Source organism: Streptococcus mitis NCTC 12261, assembly GCF_000148585.2.
In the GTDB taxonomy this organism is placed as follows: domain Bacteria; phylum Bacillota; class Bacilli; order Lactobacillales; family Streptococcaceae; genus Streptococcus; species Streptococcus mitis.
The window spans coordinates 195942-215753 of record NZ_CP028414.1 but is presented as its reverse complement, the minus strand read 5'-3'; the positions used below and the strand labels follow the sequence as shown (position 1 = coordinate 215753).

At 41.1% G+C, this 19812-nt stretch carries 18 protein-coding genes, 2 tRNA genes and 1 rRNA gene; 1 reads left to right on the top strand and 20 read right to left on the bottom strand.

All coding sequences use genetic code 11. The features are described from left to right. Positions 1-26 precede the first annotated feature (26 nt). The 8 genes from SM12261_RS01085 to pbp2a form a co-directional block, all read right to left on the bottom strand. Positions 27-99, bottom strand: a tRNA-Ala gene (locus SM12261_RS01085). A 51-nt stretch (positions 100-150) separates the two neighbouring features. After that, positions 151-1697: ribosomal RNA gene (locus tag SM12261_RS01080) — 16S ribosomal RNA — on the bottom strand. A 241-nt stretch (positions 1698-1938) separates the two neighbouring features. Then, positions 1939-2010: transfer RNA gene (locus SM12261_RS01075), tRNA-Glu, on the bottom strand. Positions 2011-2102: 92 nt separating this feature from the next. Continuing rightward, positions 2103-2582 carry a sigma-70 RNA polymerase sigma factor region 4 domain-containing protein gene (locus tag SM12261_RS01070; RefSeq protein ID WP_000471940.1) on the bottom strand — a complete coding sequence of 160 codons (480 nt, stop codon included), beginning with the start codon at positions 2580-2582 and terminating at the stop codon, positions 2103-2105. Between the two features lie 119 nt (positions 2583-2701). Beyond that, the gene (gene nusG / locus SM12261_RS01065; protein ID WP_000376740.1) at positions 2702-3238 is read right to left on the bottom strand and encodes a transcription termination/antitermination protein NusG; all 537 of its coding nucleotides are present in this window, start codon (positions 3236-3238) and stop codon (positions 2702-2704) included. A gap of 53 nt (positions 3239-3291) precedes the next feature. After that, positions 3292-3468: a preprotein translocase subunit SecE gene (gene secE, locus SM12261_RS01060; RefSeq protein ID WP_001210990.1), complete on the bottom strand. Its 177-nt coding sequence runs from the start codon at positions 3466-3468 to the stop codon at positions 3292-3294. Positions 3469-3477: 9 nt separating this feature from the next. After that, on the bottom strand, positions 3478-3630 hold the full coding sequence (gene rpmG / locus SM12261_RS01055) for a 50S ribosomal protein L33 (RefSeq protein ID WP_001809375.1): 153 nt from the start codon (positions 3628-3630) through the stop codon (positions 3478-3480). A gap of 52 nt (positions 3631-3682) precedes the next feature. Next, positions 3683-5878 (bottom strand): penicillin-binding protein PBP2A, encoded by a 2196-nt coding sequence (gene pbp2a / locus SM12261_RS01050; protein ID WP_000762651.1) that lies wholly within the window; start codon positions 5876-5878, stop codon positions 3683-3685. Between the two features lie 86 nt (positions 5879-5964). Between pbp2a and SM12261_RS01045 the strand changes: the two genes are divergently transcribed. Next, positions 5965-6840, top strand: coding sequence for an RluA family pseudouridine synthase (locus SM12261_RS01045; RefSeq protein WP_004238891.1), 876 nt, complete (start codon positions 5965-5967; stop codon positions 6838-6840). A gap of 67 nt (positions 6841-6907) precedes the next feature. On the opposite strand, the gene gap is transcribed toward SM12261_RS01045, so the two are convergent. From gap to SM12261_RS00985, 12 genes are all read right to left on the bottom strand, one after another. Further along, positions 6908-7918 carry a type I glyceraldehyde-3-phosphate dehydrogenase gene (gene gap, locus SM12261_RS01040; RefSeq protein ID WP_000260662.1) on the bottom strand — a complete coding sequence of 337 codons (1011 nt, stop codon included), beginning with the start codon at positions 7916-7918 and terminating at the stop codon, positions 6908-6910. A 320-nt stretch (positions 7919-8238) separates the two neighbouring features. After that, on the bottom strand, positions 8239-10902 hold the full coding sequence (gene adhE, locus SM12261_RS01035; protein WP_025169744.1) for a bifunctional acetaldehyde-CoA/alcohol dehydrogenase: 2664 nt from the start codon (positions 10900-10902) through the stop codon (positions 8239-8241). 287 nt (positions 10903-11189) lie between these two features. After that, positions 11190-11600: an MORN repeat-containing protein gene (locus SM12261_RS01030; protein ID WP_000429319.1), complete on the bottom strand. Its 411-nt coding sequence runs from the start codon at positions 11598-11600 to the stop codon at positions 11190-11192. Continuing rightward, positions 11587-12030 carry a low molecular weight protein-tyrosine-phosphatase gene (locus SM12261_RS01025; protein WP_000737456.1) on the bottom strand — a complete coding sequence of 148 codons (444 nt, stop codon included), beginning with the start codon at positions 12028-12030 and terminating at the stop codon, positions 11587-11589. The genes SM12261_RS01030 and SM12261_RS01025 overlap by 14 nt, the downstream gene beginning before the upstream one ends. 46 nt (positions 12031-12076) lie before the next feature. Beyond that, entirely contained in the window at positions 12077-12376 is a 300-nt protein-coding gene (yajC, locus tag SM12261_RS01020) for a preprotein translocase subunit YajC (protein WP_001069289.1), read from the bottom strand. 115 nt (positions 12377-12491) lie between these two features. Further along, complete coding sequence (gene tkt, locus SM12261_RS01015) at positions 12492-14468, bottom strand: transketolase (protein ID WP_000067880.1); 1977 nt, start codon at positions 14466-14468, stop codon at positions 12492-12494. A 115-nt stretch (positions 14469-14583) separates the two neighbouring features. Further along, complete coding sequence (locus SM12261_RS01010) at positions 14584-15207, bottom strand: hypothetical protein (protein ID WP_000932648.1); 624 nt, start codon at positions 15205-15207, stop codon at positions 14584-14586. A gap of 50 nt (positions 15208-15257) precedes the next feature. Then, positions 15258-16247: an RNA-binding cell elongation regulator Jag/EloR gene (gene jag / locus SM12261_RS01005; protein WP_000260003.1), complete on the bottom strand. Its 990-nt coding sequence runs from the start codon at positions 16245-16247 to the stop codon at positions 15258-15260. 17 nt (positions 16248-16264) lie between these two features. Next, entirely contained in the window at positions 16265-17089 is an 825-nt protein-coding gene (locus SM12261_RS01000; protein WP_004238894.1) for a membrane protein insertase YidC, read from the bottom strand. Further along, the gene (gene rnpA, locus SM12261_RS00995; protein ID WP_000739243.1) at positions 17064-17435 is read right to left on the bottom strand and encodes a ribonuclease P protein component; all 372 of its coding nucleotides are present in this window, start codon (positions 17433-17435) and stop codon (positions 17064-17066) included. The genes SM12261_RS01000 and rnpA overlap by 26 nt, the downstream gene beginning before the upstream one ends. A gap of 149 nt (positions 17436-17584) precedes the next feature. After that, positions 17585-18775 carry an acetate kinase gene (locus SM12261_RS00990; RefSeq protein WP_000167778.1) on the bottom strand — a complete coding sequence of 397 codons (1191 nt, stop codon included), beginning with the start codon at positions 18773-18775 and terminating at the stop codon, positions 17585-17587. A gap of 49 nt (positions 18776-18824) precedes the next feature. Next, positions 18825-19778 carry a class I SAM-dependent methyltransferase gene (locus SM12261_RS00985; RefSeq protein WP_000345104.1) on the bottom strand — a complete coding sequence of 318 codons (954 nt, stop codon included), beginning with the start codon at positions 19776-19778 and terminating at the stop codon, positions 18825-18827. Positions 19779-19812: the final 34 nt, after the last annotated feature.

The window sequence follows — 19812 nt, the reverse complement described above, 5'->3', positions numbered from 1 at the left end:
TGCATTACTTGGTGATCTCTCACCAATGGAGCCTAGCGGGATCGAACCGCTGACCTCCTGCGTGCAAAGCAGGCGCTCTCCCAGCTGAGCTAAGGCCCCACAAGACCTCTCAAGACTAAACAAGACCAATGCGCAGTTCCTTATCCTTAGAAAGGAGGTGATCCAGCCGCACCTTCCGATACGGCTACCTTGTTACGACTTCACCCCAATCATCTATCCCACCTTAGGCGGCTGGCTCCTAAAAGGTTACCTCACCGACTTCGGGTGTTACAAACTCTCGTGGTGTGACGGGCGGTGTGTACAAGGCCCGGGAACGTATTCACCGCGGCGTGCTGATCCGCGATTACTAGCGATTCCGACTTCATGTAGGCGAGTTGCAGCCTACAATCCGAACTGAGACTGGCTTTAAGAGATTAGCTTGCCGTCACCGGCTTGCGACTCGTTGTACCAGCCATTGTAGCACGTGTGTAGCCCAGGTCATAAGGGGCATGATGATTTGACGTCATCCCCACCTTCCTCCGGTTTATTACCGGCAGTCTCGCTAGAGTGCCCAACTAAATGATGGCAACTAACAATAGGGGTTGCGCTCGTTGCGGGACTTAACCCAACATCTCACGACACGAGCTGACGACAACCATGCACCACCTGTCACCTCTGTCCCGAAGGAAAACTCTATCTCTAGAGCGGTCAGAGGGATGTCAAGACCTGGTAAGGTTCTTCGCGTTGCTTCGAATTAAACCACATGCTCCACCGCTTGTGCGGGCCCCCGTCAATTCCTTTGAGTTTCAACCTTGCGGTCGTACTCCCCAGGCGGAGTGCTTAATGCGTTAGCTGCGGCACTAAACCCCGGAAAGGGTCTAACACCTAGCACTCATCGTTTACGGCGTGGACTACCAGGGTATCTAATCCTGTTTGCTCCCCACGCTTTCGAGCCTCAGCGTCAGTTACAAGCCAGAGAGCCGCTTTCGCCACCGGTGTTCCTCCATATATCTACGCATTTCACCGCTACACATGGAATTCCACTCTCCCCTCTTGCACTCAAGTTAAACAGTTTCCAAAGCGTACTATGGTTAAGCCACAGCCTTTAACTTCAGACTTATCTAACCGCCTGCGCTCGCTTTACGCCCAATAAATCCGGACAACGCTCGGGACCTACGTATTACCGCGGCTGCTGGCACGTAGTTAGCCGTCCCTTTCTGGTAAGATACCGTCACAGTGTGAACTTTCCACTCTCACACTCGTTCTTCTCTTACAACAGAGCTTTACGATCCGAAAACCTTCTTCACTCACGCGGCGTTGCTCGGTCAGACTTCCGTCCATTGCCGAAGATTCCCTACTGCTGCCTCCCGTAGGAGTCTGGGCCGTGTCTCAGTCCCAGTGTGGCCGATCACCCTCTCAGGTCGGCTATGTATCGTCGCCTTGGTGAGCCGTTACCCCACCAACTAGCTAATACAACGCAGGTCCATCTGGTAGTGATGCAATTGCACCTTTTAAGCAAATGTCATGCAACATCTACTCTTATGCGGTATTAGCTATCGTTTCCAATAGTTATCCCCCGCTACCAGGCAGGTTACCTACGCGTTACTCACCCGTTCGCAACTCATCCGGAGAAGCAAGCTCCTCCTTCAGCGTTCTACTTGCATGTATTAGGCACGCCGCCAGCGTTCGTCCTGAGCCAGGATCAAACTCTCATTAAAAGTTTGAGTTCTCACTCATTTCTGTCACTGACAGATTTATTGTTTTTTCATTGTTCAGTACTATAACCTTAGTTATAGTGCCCTGCACATTGGTTCGTCTTGTTCAGTTTTCAAAGGTCTTTGTCACTTGCTTCTCTCAAGTGACAACTATATTAGTATATCACAGTCGCTTTCGCTTGTCAACACTTTTTTGAAACTTTTTTAATCTTTTTTCATCAAGTGCCTCAACCGCAACATACCATAGTCCGTACGGGATTCGAACCCGTGTTACCGCCGTGAAAAGGCGGTGTCTTAACCCCTTGACCAACGGACCTGAGCTGTTATTTTCAACTCTTACTATTATACAGACTTTTTCTGACTTGTCAACAACTTTTTTAAACTTTTTATGTTTTTTTGTATGACTCCCTAATGAGTACGGATATCAAACTCCTTAAACACAATACGTAAGTCTCTCAATACTCTTTGACGCCCTCGGAAGCGTTCATGTCTTAAGACGCGTTCTAACTCTTCTTGTTTGTCTTTACTTTGTTTGTTTCTATAATCTCTTAGTGTCTCATGAAAGAGATAATACTCATCTAGCCACATACCTCCCTCACTGATACGATGACTAATCTCACCTACTTCTTCATAGGGTTCTTTATCATATCTACGCTTCTGGCTTTCTTGTTTACGGATATGGTCTAAAATTCGATTACGGAATTTAGTTTTGAAGTATTTACGTAAACGAGGAATATCTTCTACTAGCTCTTCTTCTCTACTGATCAATTCATGTAAGCAAATCATTCCCTCTTGGTCCCAATCTGATAGCTCCCATAAATGAAGGTAATATTCATTTCTACACTTGTATACAATTCCTTGGACTTCTTCATATAATTCTTTAAACATAACGTCCCCCTTTCTAGATACAGTTTAACAAATAATGAAGCCAATTCGGTTCTTTTCTCCATTCTGTTCCCTACACCGTCTAAACTGCATAAAAAAGAGAGGTCTTGCCTCTCTCAGGGTTATAATTCTGCAATTTGGTTTAGGTTTACTTCTGCAACTGTGTCATTACCAAACATAGAGATAATCATCTTCACTTTATTATTATCAATCTCTGTAATCTTACCAGTATAGTCTGCAAAAGCACCATCAATGATACGTACAGTTTGACCAACTTCAACATCGATATCAAACTCTTGTACAGTTTGTCCCATAGAAACCAAGATATCACGGATTTCTTGTTCCAATAATGGAGTTGGTTTTGATCTATTTCCGTGAGATCCGACGAATCCTGTAACGTTTGGTGTGTTTCGAACAACAAACCAAGCTTCATCTGTCATCACCATTTCCACAAGAACATAACCTGGAAAGCGATTCTCTTCTACTTCTTTTCTCTTTCCATTTTTTTCAACTTGCACTGTTTGTGTTGGAATTTCAACACGTAAAATATTATCCAACATATTGTAGGTTTGTGCACGTTGTAATAGATTTTCTTTTACCTTATTTTCATAACCAGAATAAGTTTGTAAGACAAACCACCCTTTATCAAAACTATCCATGATACTTCCTTTCATAACAGAAGATTTTTAGCGTGAATAACTCCACAGATCTTCTAAAAAATGTTAATAAATCGAATCAAACCTGAAACAATCAACTTGTCAAAAATATAAATAATCACAACAAAGAAAGCAGTGTATTCCATGATAGAACGAAAATCTCTCCAGCTTTCCTTGCGAGTTGGCCATGTTGTGTCTTTAAGAAGTCTAAAAATATCTCCAATAAAACGCATCGCTCTCTCCTATCTCGTTTCTCTGTGTGTAGTGTACTTACCACAATGTTTACAAAATTTATTTACTTCTAGTCGTGTTGGCTTGGGGTTTCCGCTGATCTTGATTGAATAGTTTCTCGAACCACAAACTGCACAAGCTAGGCTTGCTTTTTTTAGTGCCATAACGCCTCCATCTTATCTATTATAACAAGAAAGCTAGGCTTTGACAAGCATCTTAGCGAAATAGATTGACTACCGAATCCCATATTGTTTGAGCCTTTTCCTTAATCTTCGCATCCGAGATAGCACGACTAGCCTCATCTACCAGATTTTGTGCACGACTTCTAATATCAGAAAGGCTATTATCCGCCTGATTTTCTTCATTACGCTGTACTTGATTTCTTGTATTGGCTGGTGCAATTCCATTTTGCTTATAAGCATTTTCAACCGTAAAGGTACTTCCTGGCGTATAAGGTAAAATGGTATTAGCAATGTTTCTAAAGACATGAGCTGCACCGTTTGAAGTAGATCCTGCTAGATAGTGATTTTCATCAGTGGTAGGGAAACCAAGCCAGTGACTAATCACTACATCCGGAGTATAACCAATTACCCACTGGTCACTTGTGTATTCCGGATTGAAAACAGCTTCAGTTGTTCCAGTTTTTCCTGCCATGACATAGTCTGCAGGCGATGAACTAATACCTGTTCCGTTTGTAAATGTTCCCAACATCATACTGGTCATCTTGTCAGCTACAGACTTATCAATCACCCGTTTTTGTGAATTTTTATGGCTCGCAATGACCTGACCACTAGCATTTTCAATTCTACTAATAAAATGAGCTTCCGGCATTAATCCTTCATTTGCAAAGGCAGCATATGCTTGAGCCATTTGAAGAGGGTTGGTTTCAACACCGCTTCCCAAGGCGACACCAAGAACACGATCGACTTTTTCCATGTTGAGTCCGAATTTTTCGCCCGCCTCAAAAGCCTTATCAACGCCCAAATCATTAACAGTGGCAACAGCAGGCAGATTAAGCGATTCTGCCAAGGCTTGATACATAGGAACTTCTCGACTCGTTTTGATCCCTGCATAGTTATCAACCTTATAGCTGTCATACTGCATGGTATGGTTATCCAACTGCTTATTCAAAGCCCAGCCAGCTTCAACTGCAGGCGTATAAACAACTAAAGGCTTAATTGTAGAACCAGGGCTACGTTTTGATTGAGTTGCATAGTTGAAATTCCGGAATCCAGTTTTATCATTGCCAGCAACCTGACCGACAACTCCACGAACTCCACCTGTTTTCGGTTCGAGAGCTACACTTCCTGATTGAGCAAATGTTCCATCCTCTGCCCTAGGAAATAGAGCTGTATTTTCATAGACAACCTGCATATTTGCTTGGTAGTTTTGGTCCAGCTCTGTGTAAATGCGGTAGCCATTATTTACGATTTCTTCCTCTGTTAGATTATACTTGGAAACAGCTTCATTAACAACCGCATCAAAGTAAGAAGGATAGCGGTAATCTGAGATTTTTCCTTCATACTTATCGTGCAATTGCGAAGTCATATCAACTTCTGCTGCTTCGGTTTCTTGGTTTTTATCAATGTAACCCGCTGCAAGCATATTCTGCAAAACAGTATCGCGACGATTGGTAGAATCTTCTACAGAATTCAAAGGATTATACAGTTCCGGCCCCTTTAGCATTCCTGCCAGAGTCGCAGCTTGATCCAGACTCACTTCTGATGCAGAAACTCCAAAGTATTTCTTACTCGCATCTTCTACACCCCACACACCATTTCCAAAATAAGCGTTGTTAAGGTACATGGTTAGAATTTGATCCTTACTATATTTTTTTGTTAATTCTAAGGCAAGGAAAAATTCTTTCGCTTTTCTCTCAACAGTTTGATCCTGTGACAAATAAGCGTTTTTAGCTAGCTGTTGGGTAATAGTAGATCCACCACCTGAACGGCCAGCTGTTACAATAGCCAAGAAGAAACGACCATAGTTAATCCCGTCATTTTTATAGAAAGAACGGTCTTCTGTCGCAATAACGGCATTCTGCAAATTTTTACTGATATCAGTCAGTTCAACATAGGTTCCTTTTTGACCAGACAAGGCACCAGCCTCCTTTTCTTCACGGTCAAAAATAAGAGTTCGAGTTTTCAAGGCATTTTGCAAATCATTGACATTGGTTGACTTGGCTACAGCAAACAAATAGGTTCCAACTAGCAAGCCTGCACTCAAACCTAGTATAAGGACAATCTTTGTTAGATGATAGCGACGCCAGAATTTTCGAATTGGACCCACTTGGGCTAATTTTTTTCTATCACTGCGAGAACGACGCAAGCTAGTAGACCCAGAATCCTCTGATTCACTTGTTTCTTTTTTAAAAAGAGAAAGAAATTTCTCGAATAATTTATCTAATTTCATGCGTTTATTTTATCATCTTCATCATAGGAAGACAAGAATTTAGCTATTTCCTATCAAAATAGGGCTTTTTTTGTTACAATATCTGTATGCAATTCACATTTACATTACCAGACTCTCTACCTCAAATGACGGTAAAGCAATTACTTGAGGAACAACTCCTCATTCCTAGAAAAATCCGGCATTTTTTGAGAATCAAGAAACATATTTTAATTAATCAGCGAGAAGTTCGCTGGAACGAGATGGTAAATCCTGGAGATATTTGCCAGTTAACGTTTGACAAGGAAGATTATCCCGAAAAAGAAATCCCTTGGGGCAATCCTAACCTCGTTCAAGAGGTTTATCAAGATCAACACTTGATTATTGTCAACAAACCAGAGGGGATGAAAACGCATGGTAATCAGCCAAACGAAATCGCCCTTCTTAACCATGTCAGTGCCTATGTTGGCCAAACCTGCTATGTCGTTCATCGTCTGGACATGGAAACCAGTGGTTTGGTTCTCTTTGCCAAAAATCCTTTTATCCTGCCTATTCTCAATCGCTTACTGGAGAAAAAAGAGATTTCTAGGGAATATTGGGCACAGGTCGACGGACATATCAACAGCAAAGAACTTGTTTTCAAAGACAAAATTGGACGTGATCGCCATGATCGCAGAAAGCGAATAGTTGATACAAAAAATGGACAATATGCTGAAACACATGTAAGCAGATTAAAGCAATTCCCAAACAAAACTTCCTTGGTTCGTTGCAAACTAAAGACAGGGCGAACCCATCAAATTCGTGTGCACCTTTCGCATCATAACTTCCCTATTTTAGGCGACCCTCTCTATAATAGTAAATCAAAAACAAGTCGGCTTATGCTCCACGCCTTTCGACTGTCCTTTACCCATCCGCTTACTCTAGAGAAATTAAGCTTCACTACCCTATCAGATACTTTTGAAAAAGAGTTAAAAAAGAATGGATGATAGCGTCATCCATTTTTAAATATTTAAAAAGCAAGACCAGAGGCCTTGCTTTTTATCGACTCATGAATTATTTAGCGATTTTTGCGAAGTATTCAAGAGTACGAACAAGTTGTGCAGTGTATGACATTTCGTTGTCGTACCATGATACAACTTTAACCAATTGTTTACCGTCAACGTCAAGAACTTTAGTTTGAGTTGCGTCAAACAATGAACCGTAAGACATACCTAGGATATCTGAAGATACGATTGGATCTTCAGTGTATCCGTATGATTCGTTTGAAGCTGCTTTCATAGCTGCGTTCACTTCGTCAACAGTAACGTTCTTTTCAAGAACTGCTACCAACTCAGTTACAGAGCCTGCTGGAACAGGAACACGTTGAGCAGCTCCGTCCAATTTACCGTTCAATTCTGGGATTACAAGACCGATAGCTTTTGCAGCACCAGTTGAGTTAGGAACGATGTTTACAGCACCAGCGCGAGCACGGCGAAGGTCACCACCACGGTGTGGTCCGTCAAGAATCATTTGGTCACCAGTGTAAGCGTGGATAGTAGTCATCAATCCTTCAACAACACCAAAGTTGTCTTGAAGAGCTTTAGCCATTGGAGCCAAGCAGTTTGTAGTACATGAAGCACCTGAGATAACTGTTTCAGTACCGTCAAGAACGTCGTGGTTAGTGTTGAATACAACTGTTTTAACGTCGTTTCCACCAGGAGCAGTGATAACAACTTTTTTAGCTCCACCAGCGTGCAAGTGTTTTTCAGCAGCTGCTTTCTTAGCAAAGAAACCAGTAGCTTCAAGAACGATTTCTACACCGTCGTTAGCCCAGTCGATTTGTTCTGGATCACGTTCAGCAGAAACTTTGATGAATTTACCGTTAACTTCAAATCCACCTTCTTTAACTTCAACAGTACCGTCGAAACGACCTTGAGTTGTGTCGTATTTCAACAAGTGTGCAAGCATAACTGGATCTGTAAGGTCGTTGATACGAGTAACTTCAACACCTTCTACGTTTTGGATACGACGGAAAGCAAGACGACCGATACGTCCGAAACCGTTAATACCAACTTTAACTACCATTAGTGATTTCCTCCTTATGAAAATCATGAAATTTTTATTGTGAAAAGAGTAACTTGAATCACTACAAATCACCTTTCAACAAACCTATTATATAACTATTTGAGTTGAATTGCAAGTACGGGCGTTGTTTTTTGTCTATACCCCACTTATTTTTCTTTCTCCTTCAAAAGCCTATACTGCTGTCTTTCTTTGTCTACCTAGTCATTTCCCACTTTCCTTTTCAAATGAAAAGTAAAAAATAGAAAAGCTAAAAATTATTTTCAACACTCCAATTCCACAAGAAAAGAGACAGGGAATTCCTGCCTCTAGGCTGATAACAATTATTTACGGCGTCCTGGTCTTTCTTTGTAACCATAGTAAGAATCTTCGATGATTTCTTGCATATGGTCAACCATTGGAAGACGTGGGTTTGCAGGTGAACATTGGTCTTCATAAGCAAGGAAGGCCAATTCACGTGAATGTTCTTTCCATTCTTTTTCGTCAACACCTTGTGCTTTGAAGTTCATTTGGATACCTACGCGCTCACCGAGTTCGTAAACAGCTTTTGCAAAAGATTCAACCCCTTCTTCTGGTGTAGAAGCTGGAAGTCCAAGCATACGAGCGATATCTTGATATTTCTCGTCTGCACGGTAGTAGTTGTACTTAGGCCATGTAGCTGTCTTAGCTGGGCGAGTACCGTTGTAACGGATAACGTATGGAAGCAAGATTGCATTTGTACGACCGTGGATTGTGTGGAATTGCGCACCAATCTTATGGGCCATTGAGTGAGAAATACCTAGGAAGGCATTGGCAAAGGCCATACCAGCGATTGTTGAAGCGTTATGCATTTTCTCACGTGAGTGGAAGTCTGCATTCTTAACTGAGCTTTCAAGGTTTTCGAATACAAGTTTGATGGCTTGAAGTGCAAGACCGTCAGTGTAGTCGCTAGCCATTTGTGATACGTAAGCTTCAGTCGCATGGGTCAATACGTCCATACCAGTGTCCGCAGCAACAAATCCAGGAACTGTCAATACCAAAGCAGGGTCTACGATTGCCACGGTTGGTGTCAATGAGTAGTCAGCGATTGGATATTTACGGTTATTTGCTTTATCAGAGATAACGGCAAATGGTGTTACTTCAGATCCTGTACCAGATGTTGTTGGGATTGCGATGAATTTAGTCTTCTTACCAAGCAATGGGAATTTGAAGGCACGTTTACGGATATCCATGAATTTTTGAACAAGGTCACGGAAGTCCACTTCTGGTTGTTCATAGAAGAGCCACATTACTTTAGCAGCATCCATTGGAGATCCACCACCAAGAGCGATGATTGTATCTGGTTTGAAGGCACGCATGATTTCAGTACCACGTTCAACTGTAGTGATATCTGGATCTGGTTCTACATCAGCAAAGATTTGGTAAACAACCTTATTGCGACGAAGATCAAGTTGTTCGATGATACGATCAAGGAAACCAAGCTCTACCATGGCATGGTCAGTAACGATCATGACACGTTCAACGTCACGACATTTTTGAAGGTATTGAATTGAATCACGTTCAAAGTATGTTTTTGAAGGAAGTTTCATCCATTGCATGTTATTTCTCCGTCTTCCGACTTTTTTGATATTCAAAAGGTTAATGGCACTAACGTTATCCCCAACTGAGTTACGTCCGTAAGAACCACATCCGAGTGTCAATGATGGCAAGAAGGCATTGTAAACGTCCCCGATACCACCGAAAGTAGAAGGTGAGTTACAGATAACACGAATAGCTTTAACAGCTTTACCAAATTCTTTAGTCAATTCTTCGTCAGCTGTGTGGATAGCTGCTGAGTGACCAAGACCGTTAAATTCAACCATTTGACGAGCTTTGGAAATACCATCTTCACGGCTTTCAGATTTCAAAACTGCGATAACTGGTGACAATTTTTCACGAGTCAATGGCTCGTTTTCACCAACTTCTTTACATTCTGCAGCAAGAATGTTTGTTCCTTCTGGAACTGTAAATCCTGCTTGCTCTGCAATCCAAGTTGCTGGTTTACCAACGATGTCAGCGTTCAATTTCGCACCAGCACAGTTTTTGCTGTTTGCTTTCACGCCGAAGCAGAATTCTTCAAGAAGTGCTTTTTCTTTTTTGTTTACAAAGTAAGTATGATATGATTTAAACTCTGCTACAAATTCATCGTAAATTTCTTTATCAATGATAACCGCTTGTTCAGATGCACAGACCATCCCATTATCAAATGATTTAGACATAACGATATCGTGTGCAGCTTGACGAATGTTTGCTGACTTTTCAACATAAGCTGGAACGTTTCCGGCACCTACTCCAAGAGCTGGTTTACCACATGAGTATGCAGCTTTAACCATGGCATTACCACCTGTTGCAAGGATTGTCGCAACACCTTCGTGGTTCATAAGGGCACTAGTTGCTTCCATAGATGGCTCAGTGATCCACTGTACGCAGTTTTCAGGAGCTCCTGCTTTAATCGCAGCATCACGAACGATTTGAGCTGCGTGAGCTGATGATTCTTGAGCTGATGGGTGGAAGGCAAAGACGATTGGATTACGTGTCTTCAATGAAATCAATGCCTTAAAGATTGCTGTTGATGTTGGGTTTGTTGTTGGAGTGATACCACAAACAACGCCAACCGGTTCAGCGATGAGAGTCAATCCTGTTACATCGTCTTCTTCGATAACGCCAACTGTCTTAGTGTGACGCATGTTGTTTACTACATGTTCACAAGCAAACAAGTTCTTAGTTGCTTTATCTTCAAATACACCACGTCCTGTTTCTTCATAGGCATGTAAAGCCAATTCTCCGTGGGCATCCAAAGCTGCTACTGACGCTTTAGCTACGATGTAGTCAGCTTGCTCTTGGTCCAACTTACGCATTTCTTCAAGGGCAACTAGAGCTTTTTGCACCAACCCATCGACATGCTTTTCAGCAGCGAGTTTCTTTTCTTCTGGTGTCACAGTTTTTTTATCAGCCTTATTTTCCTCCATAGCTTTCAAGGATTGATATCCTTTGTTAATTTTTTCACAAGTTTATTATAACGCATTATTTCAACTTTGTAAACAGTTTCATAAACATTTCACAAAGAATTTTTTATTGTTTGTGAATTTTTTATCATTTTCTTTACTTATCAAGTTTTTCCGTTAGAGTTTGTGAAATCAATTTCAAATATTTTTTATTTCACAAGCTTGATTGGAAGAGGAGCTTGGAAAGAGATAGATTTTCTAGTAAGCGCTTACTTTTAGATGCTAACAATACCTCCTTTGATAAGGAGGCTTTATTTTTGTTGAAAAACGCCTTGTTTAAAAGTCCCTTCATAAACAACTTCTTGTTCTGTTGTTAGTTTCCCTTTTCCTTCAGCCTGACCATTTACAAAATCACCTTCGTAGGTCCAGCCTTCTTTAGATTGAAAGGTACCTTTTCCGTTGAAGGCTCCATTGTTGAAACCACCAGTATACTGGTCTCCATTTTGGAAGGTAATGGTACCTTGTCCATTCATTTTACCACGTACAAGACTGCCATCGTAAACAATGGTTCCATTATCAAGCTTTAGAACACCTTTTCCGGGAATATTTAGAAAAAAGACGAGCACAGCACAAAAAACAATCGTAACTACTGCCAAAAGCTCTAAACGTTGACGAGTCAGATAGACACGATACTTTTCGTAAAAATTCTTAAGATTTTCCATCTTCACTCTCCTTCTCTAAACGTTCTAACCATGCTTGACAACCCTCTTGAACACGCTGATAGGTTTCCTCAAAATCTCCTGTATACCAAGGATCTGGAACACTTTCAGATGCAAATGAGTAAATCTTATCTTGACAGTCTACTGGACACATCTGACGTAAGTCAGAAACATTTGAAGCATCCATTCCGATAATATAATCAAAGGCTTCAAAATCTTCCTTACTAATCTGAAGCGATGTTTTGGTTTTGTCGTAAGGAATCTCATACTGTTGAAAAATCCCTTGAGTTCCCTTATGAATCGAATTGCCATGTTCCCAAGAAGAAGTCGCTCGACTTTGGATTTCATAATTATCTGTCATTGATTTCATAACAAACTCGGCCATAGGACTGCGGCAAATATTTCCTAGACAGACAAAGACTAATTTTTTCATCCCATTTCCTTTCTTTTATAGAAAAACGGGAGTTAGTAATCCCGTCTTATTTTTCAATTGCGCCTTCTAGTGAAGCTGTTTCTTTCAGCGGTAATACAGTCTTGATAGCAGCTAGTTCAAAAGTCAAGTAAACTCCATCTACATCAAGAACAATCGTTCTCTTCTCAGTATCTACTTCATCGACTGTTCCGTAAAGTCCACCGATTGTAATCACTTCATAGCCTTTTTGTAGTTTATTTAAGCTTTCCATACGTTTTTGTGCTTGTTTCTTTTGAGAGCGTTGCATAAAGAACATCAAGCCCAACATCGCTACAAGCATAATTAAAAATGTATAATTTGGATTCATTGTATTCTCCTTTGTCTTTTACATAGGACTACTATATCAAATTTCAGCTACTTTTACAAGATTGTACCTGCTTTTCTAGTAAGAAAAACCAGAGCTTACGCTCTGATTCTTAGGATTATTTCAAGTCTTGAACGACTTTTACAAGATTTTCTACAGTAAAGCCATATTCTGCCAATACTTTTGGTGCTGGGGCAGAGGCTCCGAAGGTATCAATACCTAGAACGGCACCATCAAGACCAACATATTTGTACCAGTTTTGAGTTGCACCCATTTCGACTGCAACACGACGGCGAACTTCATTTGGAAGAATTTCTTCCTTGTAAGCCACATCTTGTTTATCAAAGACATCTGTAGATGGCATGCTGACTACGCGGACTTTTGCACCTTGACTAGCCAATTCTTTGGCAGCTGAGACAGCAAGATTAACCTCTGAACCTGTCGCAATCAAGATGGTATCAAAGTCTGATGCATTTTCATAGACAACATAGGCACCTTTTGCAACCTTGTCGAAGTCTGTTCCTTCTTCAACAGTCAAGTTTTGACGTGTCAAGACAAGGGCAGTTGGTGTTTTTTCACTTGTCACTGCAAGGTACCAAGCCGCTTGCGTTTCACGCGCATCTGCTGGACGGAAAACATTCAGATTTGGCATGGCACGAAGACCTGCTAAATGCTCAACTGGTTCGTGCGTTGGACCGTCTTCCCCAACCGCGATTGAATCGTGGGTAAAGACATAAGTCACAGGAAGACCTTGCAAAGCTGACAAGCGAACAGCTGCCTTCACATAGTCAGAGAAGACGAAGAAAGTACCACCGTATACACGAAGTCCACCGTGAAGGGCCATCCCGTTCAAGATAGTTCCCATTGCAAATTCACGAACACCAAACTGAATGTTACGGTTCAAGCGATTGGCATCGTCTTGAAGTCCATCAGTCTTGATATAAGTCATGTTTGAGTGAGCAAGGTCAGCTGATCCACCTAAGAAGGTCGGCAACTTAGCCGCTACAACGTTCAAGGCATCCTGACTTGAGTTACGAGTTGCTTGTGAGAAGCCATTTTCTAAAGCTGGGAAGTCTGCTGGAGTCACTTCAACTGGATCACGTCCATCGATAATAGCTTCTACTTCTGCAGCCAGTTCTGGGTGAGCTTCTTTATAATCAGCAACTAGTTTTGTCCAAGCTTGATAAGCTGATGCACCACGGTCTGCAACATGTTCTTTGAAATCAGCATAAACTTGTTCTGGAATTTCAAATGGTTCGTAGTCCCAACCAAGAGCTTGACGAGTTGCTGCAGTCTCATCTGCTCCAAGAGGGGCACCGTGTACAGCATTAGTTCCTTGTTTGTTTGGAGAACCATATCCAATGACAGTCTTCACTTCAATCAAAGATGGTTTACCTGAAGCTTTAGCTGCTTCGATAGCAGCATGGATAGCTTCCAAGTCTGTTCCATCTTCAACCAAGGCTGTATGCCAACCGTAAGCATTGTAACGATCACGAACACTTTCTGTAAAGGAATCCTTTGTCTCACCATCCAAGTTGATGTCATTTGAATCATAAAGGACAACCAACTTATCTAGTTTTTGCAAACCTGCGTATGAAGCCGCCTCACTTGAGACACCTTCCATCAAGTCTCCGTCTCCACAGATAACGTAAGTATAGTGGTCAAAGATATTGTAGCCTTCGCGGTTATATTTGGCTGCCAAGAAACGTTCTGCCTGGGCAAAACCAGTAGCAGTTGAAATTCCTTGACCTAAAGGACCTGTGGTAGCATCAATCCCTGCTGTATGGCCAAATTCTGGGTGACCAGGTGTTTTTGAACCCCATTGACGGAAGCTCTTGATCTCATCCATGCTGACATCTTCAAAACCAGAAAGATGAAGAAGGGCATAAAGGAGCATTGAACCATGGCCTGCTGAAAGAATAAAGCGGTCACGGTTAATCCAGTTTGGTTGAGCTGGATTGATACGAAGTTGTTTTGTAAAGAGGCTGTATGCCATCGGAGCCGCTCCCATAACCACACCTGGGTGACCTGAGTTGGCTTTATTAATGGCGTCAATACCTAGGAAACGAATTGCATTAACAGATAGATTTGACATAGAATTTCCTTTCTATTTGAGGTGATTATTGGATCACACATTCTATTTTACTATTATATGAAAAAATACATAGAATAGCAATTAAACAATTCGACGTAAATAAGTATTCTATTTGCTATCCTCTAGTCGCCTGATAGTAGGGAAGTAAGCGTTTATAAGCATCTTCTAATTTTTCTAAAATCACTTCTAATGATTGATTTTCTATGATAGAAACATCTGCTTTAACTAACACTTTTCGGATTTCTTGACCGCCTACCTTCTCGACTAAGACCTGACGATTTTCTTCGCTCGCCTCCCACCGTTGACTTTGGCCATCAGAGTAGGCTAAATAATAAATCCCTTCTACCGCTGGAATTTCTAGGACCTTGGCCTGCTTTCCTAAAGTTTGCTCATCTTTCTTGCGCTCGATGAAACTGACTTCTAGTGAGACTCCAAAATCAGAAGGACTTCCATACAAACGAAGAGCCAACATAGGTTCTGTCACTTTCCCCTCACGCTGTATATAAGCCCAGAAGTGTGGTCGCAAGCGCTGCGCTTGGTTCATCCACTGGCTAGTCTGTTGGAGTTGCCATTCTGGATGGCTTGCTTGAAAGGCTTTGGCTAACTCTGTAAAAGCCTTTCTGGCCTCTTGACCTTTGTGGCGAAATGCCATCATTTTCTCTCGTTCTTCTCCCGCTTTATCAGGATTACGGTACTGTAAACCTGCAAAGTCTAGATAGTCTCTTATCTTATTCAACATTAATTTAATCTCCTCCAGCTAGCAAAAAATCAGGATAACCCTGATTTTACTTATTCTGTATCTACGACAACATAACGATTTGGCTCATCACCTTCAGAGTAACTGGTCACGCCATCCATACGTGAAATAATACGATGAATAATCTTGCGTTCACTATTTGACATAGGATCTGTTTGATGACTACGGCCTTCTTCTAAAACACGAGTCGCCAATTTTTGAGCATAGGTCTGCAAGACTTCTGCACGATGTTCAACATAATCATTGACATTAATAGTAATGTAGAAGGTTCTTGCATAGCGGTTGTAAAGATAATTTTGAGCCAATAGTTGTAAGGCCTTCAAAACTTTACCATGGTAACCGATAATACGACCTGGCTCATTGGTATCAATTTGTAAATTGATGCTACGACGGTTATAATCATTTGAAATCGTCGCCTCAACATCCATATCATCAATGATTGTTTGGACATAAGTCGTTACTTCCGTAGCTACTTGTTCAATGTCAAAGCTCGGTTCCACTTTTAAGCCCAAATCTTCTAATTCTTGACTTTCAGTTTGTTCAGCTCGACTCTCAACAATAGGAGTTTCTACTTCTTCCCCGAAACCAGCTTCTTCAAGCTGTAATTCATTTAAAATCTCAATATGCCCAGTTTCTTCTAAAATGGTGTTAGCATGTTTTTCATTTTTCAAAATTTCAGCCTTAACTTCATCAGAAACCCCTTGGCCTTCTTCTTCAATCTTTTTAATTGCTTCTACAACATGCCCTAAATCAACAGTCGCTTGACTGACTGTTTTGACTGGTTCATTTTGTTCGTTAATTTCTTTAGGAACACCCTTTACAGCCTGCTGATTAGCTTTAATGACCGTTGTTTCACTAATAGCTTCAATATCAACTTGAGCTGGTTTTTTACCAAATAAACCAAGAAAGCCATTTTTTTCACGAGAAATGACTTTGATATGAGCCTTCAGTCTTGGGATATCTAATTCTTTCAATCCTTTCTGGATTGCTTCTTCAACAGTTGAACCTGTAAATACTACCATTACCAGATTCCTCCTTATTATTTCGTTTTCTGAGCCTTTTTCTTGGCTTTTCTTTTTCTATTTTCCAAATCTTTCTGTGCCTGAACTACCGCCTCGCGCTCTGCGATAATCTTGAATGGATTGTTCAAGAAATAGGTTTGCAAGACTTGATAAGCATTGGACACTGTCCAGTATAGGGCGACTCCACCTGGTGCATAAACTGCAAAGATAAAGATCAAGACTGGAATCCCATACATCATCGCAGTCGTAGCGCCATTACGCTCAGACAAGGCCTTGTTGGACAACCAAGTACTTAAAAAGGTAAATACAGCTGCTAAAATCGGAAGAACAAGGGTTGTATCCACACCACCAAGGTTAATCCATAAGAAATGACCTGTCTTTAAAAAGTCAACTCTTGATAGAGCTTGGAACAAGGCCAAGATAACCGGCATCTGAATCAAAATCGGCCAAAGAGAATCTGACTGTCTGACACCCATTTCTTTAAAGACTTTACGCATTTCTTGCTCTAGCTTAGTTCTGCTTTCCATATCTCGACCTGGATATTGTTCTCGAAGCGCCTTAATGCGTGGTTGAGCTTCCTGCATTTTTCTGGATGCCACCATTTGCACTTGAAAGACTGGCAAGAGCACTGTACGAATCAAGATTGTAAAGAGAATAATCCCCACTCCGATACTGATATCAAACGATAAAAAGCGAATGATTTCCGCAAAGAAGTAAACAAATTTACTCCAAAAATCAGTCGAATCTGCTGTAATATCACTAGTTGTCCCATTTGTCGCACAGGCTGTCATGATAAATAGAGATAGACCTAGCAAACTAGTCAACTGTAGTTTCTTTTTCACTCCCATTTCCTTCCTGGTAAATCTTTGATAATTTTAATACGTGGAGTAGATTTTTCTCCATCTCTGCGTATTCCAAGGTTTCGACCCCTTTTCGAGCAATGACAACAAAGTCGACATCTTCTACCAGACTCCCTTTCGCATTCTGGATAATATGTCTAATTCGTCGCTTGATTTGATTTCTAGTGACGGCATTCCCCAGCTTTTTGCTAACTGATAGACCTACTCGAAAATGGTTTTTCTGATTTTCTAATTGGTAGACAACAAATTTGCGATTGGCAAAACTTGTCCCCTCCTTGAAAATCGCCTTAAAATCTTTCTCTCTTTTTACACGAAAGTTTTTCTTCAAAACTCAACTCCATCTATTAAATTACTACTATTATACCATATTTTTCAAAAAAGCCAATCATAGCAAGGTTTTGGACAATTTCATCAGAAAAAGAAGCTGGAAAAATCACTTTTCCAACTCCTTGTACGGAATATTTTTTCTGATTTTAGTTATTTTTTCAAACGTTCAACGTCACGGGCAATGACCAATTCTTCATCTGTTGGAATAACCAAGACACGAATCTTCGCAGCCTCTGTTGAGATGTCTCCTATCACACCAAAGACGTTCTTTTCATCATCAACATCACAACCAAACCAAGAAATTCCTGAGATAACATCCTTACGTACAACAGCTGCATTTTCTCCGATACCTGCAGTAAAGATAATAGCATCTGCCCCATTTAGGACTGCAAGGTATTGGCCGATATGTTTTTGGATACGATCAACATACATTTCATAGGCTAAAGTGGCATCGTGGTCCCCTTCTTCCATAGCAGCAATCACATCGCGCATATCACTAGACTTGCCTGAAACACCCATAAGGCCTGATTCACGATTAAGGACGTGACTAATGTCTTCAGGCGTGTTAAAGTCCTCTGTATATTGCATTAAATAAGGAATGATGGCTGGGTCAATATCCCCTGTACGAGTTCCCATCATCACACCACCAAGTGGAGTGAATCCCATTGAAGTATCGACAGACTGACCACCCTTAACAGCTGTAATAGATGCTCCATTACCGATGTGGCAAGTAATTAACTTCAAGTCTTCTAATGGACGTCCCAAGAGTTTTGCAGCTTCTCCTGCTACAAACTGGTGACTTGTACCATGAGCACCGTATTTACGAACCTTGTTTTCTGTGTAATATTTTGTTGGTAGAGGGTAGCGATAAGCTTTCTCTGGCATACTTGTGTGGAATGAAGTATCAAACACAACTACACTGGTAATGTCTGGCAACAATTCCTTGAAGGCACGAACACCTGCTGCATTGGCTGGATTGTGAAGAGGAGCCAACAAGCTCAACTCTTCAACTTTTTCTAAAACATCCCCTTCAACAACTGTTGATTCTTTGAAATATTCTCCACCGGCAACAACACGGTGGCCAACACCTGTAATCTCATCGTATGCCTTGATGATGTCGAAACGAATTAAGTCATCCAATAAGATTTTAACAGCTTGTGTGTGATTTTCGATATCCAAAACTTGTTGTTCGGAACGGCCATCAAATTTTACAGTTGAAATCGAATCTTTCAAACCGATACGTTCAATCAAGCCTTTCGCCAATACTTTTTCTTCTGGCATTAAGTATAATTGCCATTTTAAACTTGAACTTCCTGCATTGATTGCAATTGTTTTTGTCATAACAAGACTCCTCTTTTAAGCGTTTTCATCTATTATAACAAAATCTATTTTATATTTCAGTACCTTGAGTCCATTTTTGAAAATTTTCTTTAAATTTCATTAAAACACTTGCATCTTGCAGGCTAGCAAGTGGATAAACAAAGGGTTCTACTGGTATTTCACTTTTCTTTTGTAAGATAAAAATCGTCTTGGATTGTTTAGCATTAGCAAAGAGATTTTCAGGGAGACTGATCATGGCAACTAGATTTGCCTCTTCTTTCAACCACCCTTTCAATAAGTCACTTTGAGGACTGGTCAACAAATCACTCGGAGCTAGAAAAATAGCATAGCCATCTGATTTGAGATACTTAAGTCCTTGTTCCATGAGCAAGTGATGGGCGTAGGTATGTTCTTGACTAGAGGCTACTTGATGGCGCGCTGCAACGGCATCATCAGGATAATAGCCAACAGGCAAGTCGCTGATGACCACATCGCTTTCTTTGAGCATTTGTGGACGAACGGCATCTCCTTGGACAAAGCCAGCCTGCAAACCAATCACATCTGCCATGCTAGCTGCCAAATCAATCAGCAAATCATCTACTTCCATTCCCAAGTAATCCACTTTTTTAGCAAGCGAAGTCAAGAAAGTAGCGCCCAGAATTCCCATCCCAGAACCCATTTCGAGGATAGTAATTTCCTCCTCTTTAAACAGCTCTTCCACAATAAACACCAAAAGTAAAGCAATAGCATCTGGCGTAAACTGGTGATTGGCCTGTAAAGGCTCCGTTTGTCCTGCCTTCATCAAAAGAAACTGGTAGGTCTTGAGCCACTCTTCCTTGCGAAGCGCTAAGCGCTTAAGGGCTTGATTGTTCTCCTTGACCTGCTCTAGCTCAGTTTCACCATCCAAATAGATGCTGTTTTGCTCCACCAAGGCGTCATAAAAATTGGTCGCCAAATCACTTTGGATGACTTGGACATTCTCTAGTAAATAGGTATATGCTTGTTCAATTTTTTCAAAATCCATATTCCTATCTTATCAAATTTCCCTGCGTTTTTCC

Excerpts from the sequence above, each read along its gene's own strand:
- SM12261_RS01070 (WP_000471940.1), bottom strand. The coding sequence starts at position 2,582 with ATGTTTAAAGAATTATATGAAGAAGTCCAAGGAATTGTATACAAGTGT.
- nusG (WP_000376740.1), bottom strand. The coding sequence starts at position 3,238 with ATGGATAGTTTTGATAAAGGGTGGTTTGTCTTACAAACTTATTCTGGT.
- secE (WP_001210990.1), bottom strand. The coding sequence starts at position 3,468 with ATGCGTTTTATTGGAGATATTTTTAGACTTCTTAAAGACACAACATGG.
- rpmG (WP_001809375.1), bottom strand. The coding sequence starts at position 3,630 with ATGGCACTAAAAAAAGCAAGCCTAGCTTGTGCAGTTTGTGGTTCGAGA.
- pbp2a (WP_000762651.1), bottom strand. The coding sequence starts at position 5,878 with ATGAAATTAGATAAATTATTCGAGAAATTTCTTTCTCTTTTTAAAAAA.
- SM12261_RS01045 (WP_004238891.1), top strand. The coding sequence starts at position 5,965 with ATGCAATTCACATTTACATTACCAGACTCTCTACCTCAAATGACGGTA.
- gap (WP_000260662.1), bottom strand. The coding sequence starts at position 7,918 with ATGGTAGTTAAAGTTGGTATTAACGGTTTCGGACGTATCGGTCGTCTT.
- adhE (WP_025169744.1), bottom strand. The coding sequence starts at position 10,902 with ATGGAGGAAAATAAGGCTGATAAAAAAACTGTGACACCAGAAGAAAAG.
- SM12261_RS01030 (WP_000429319.1), bottom strand. The coding sequence starts at position 11,600 with ATGGAAAATCTTAAGAATTTTTACGAAAAGTATCGTGTCTATCTGACT.
- SM12261_RS01025 (WP_000737456.1), bottom strand. The coding sequence starts at position 12,030 with ATGAAAAAATTAGTCTTTGTCTGTCTAGGAAATATTTGCCGCAGTCCT.
- yajC (WP_001069289.1), bottom strand. The coding sequence starts at position 12,376 with ATGAATCCAAATTATACATTTTTAATTATGCTTGTAGCGATGTTGGGC.
- tkt (WP_000067880.1), bottom strand. The coding sequence starts at position 14,468 with ATGTCAAATCTATCTGTTAATGCAATTCGTTTCCTAGGTATTGACGCC.
- SM12261_RS01010 (WP_000932648.1), bottom strand. The coding sequence starts at position 15,207 with ATGTTGAATAAGATAAGAGACTATCTAGACTTTGCAGGTTTACAGTAC.
- jag (WP_000260003.1), bottom strand. The coding sequence starts at position 16,247 with ATGGTAGTATTTACAGGTTCAACTGTTGAAGAAGCAATCCAGAAAGGA.
- SM12261_RS00990 (WP_000167778.1), bottom strand. The coding sequence starts at position 18,775 with ATGACAAAAACAATTGCAATCAATGCAGGAAGTTCAAGTTTAAAATGG.
- SM12261_RS00985 (WP_000345104.1), bottom strand. The coding sequence starts at position 19,778 with ATGGATTTTGAAAAAATTGAACAAGCATATACCTATTTACTAGAGAAT.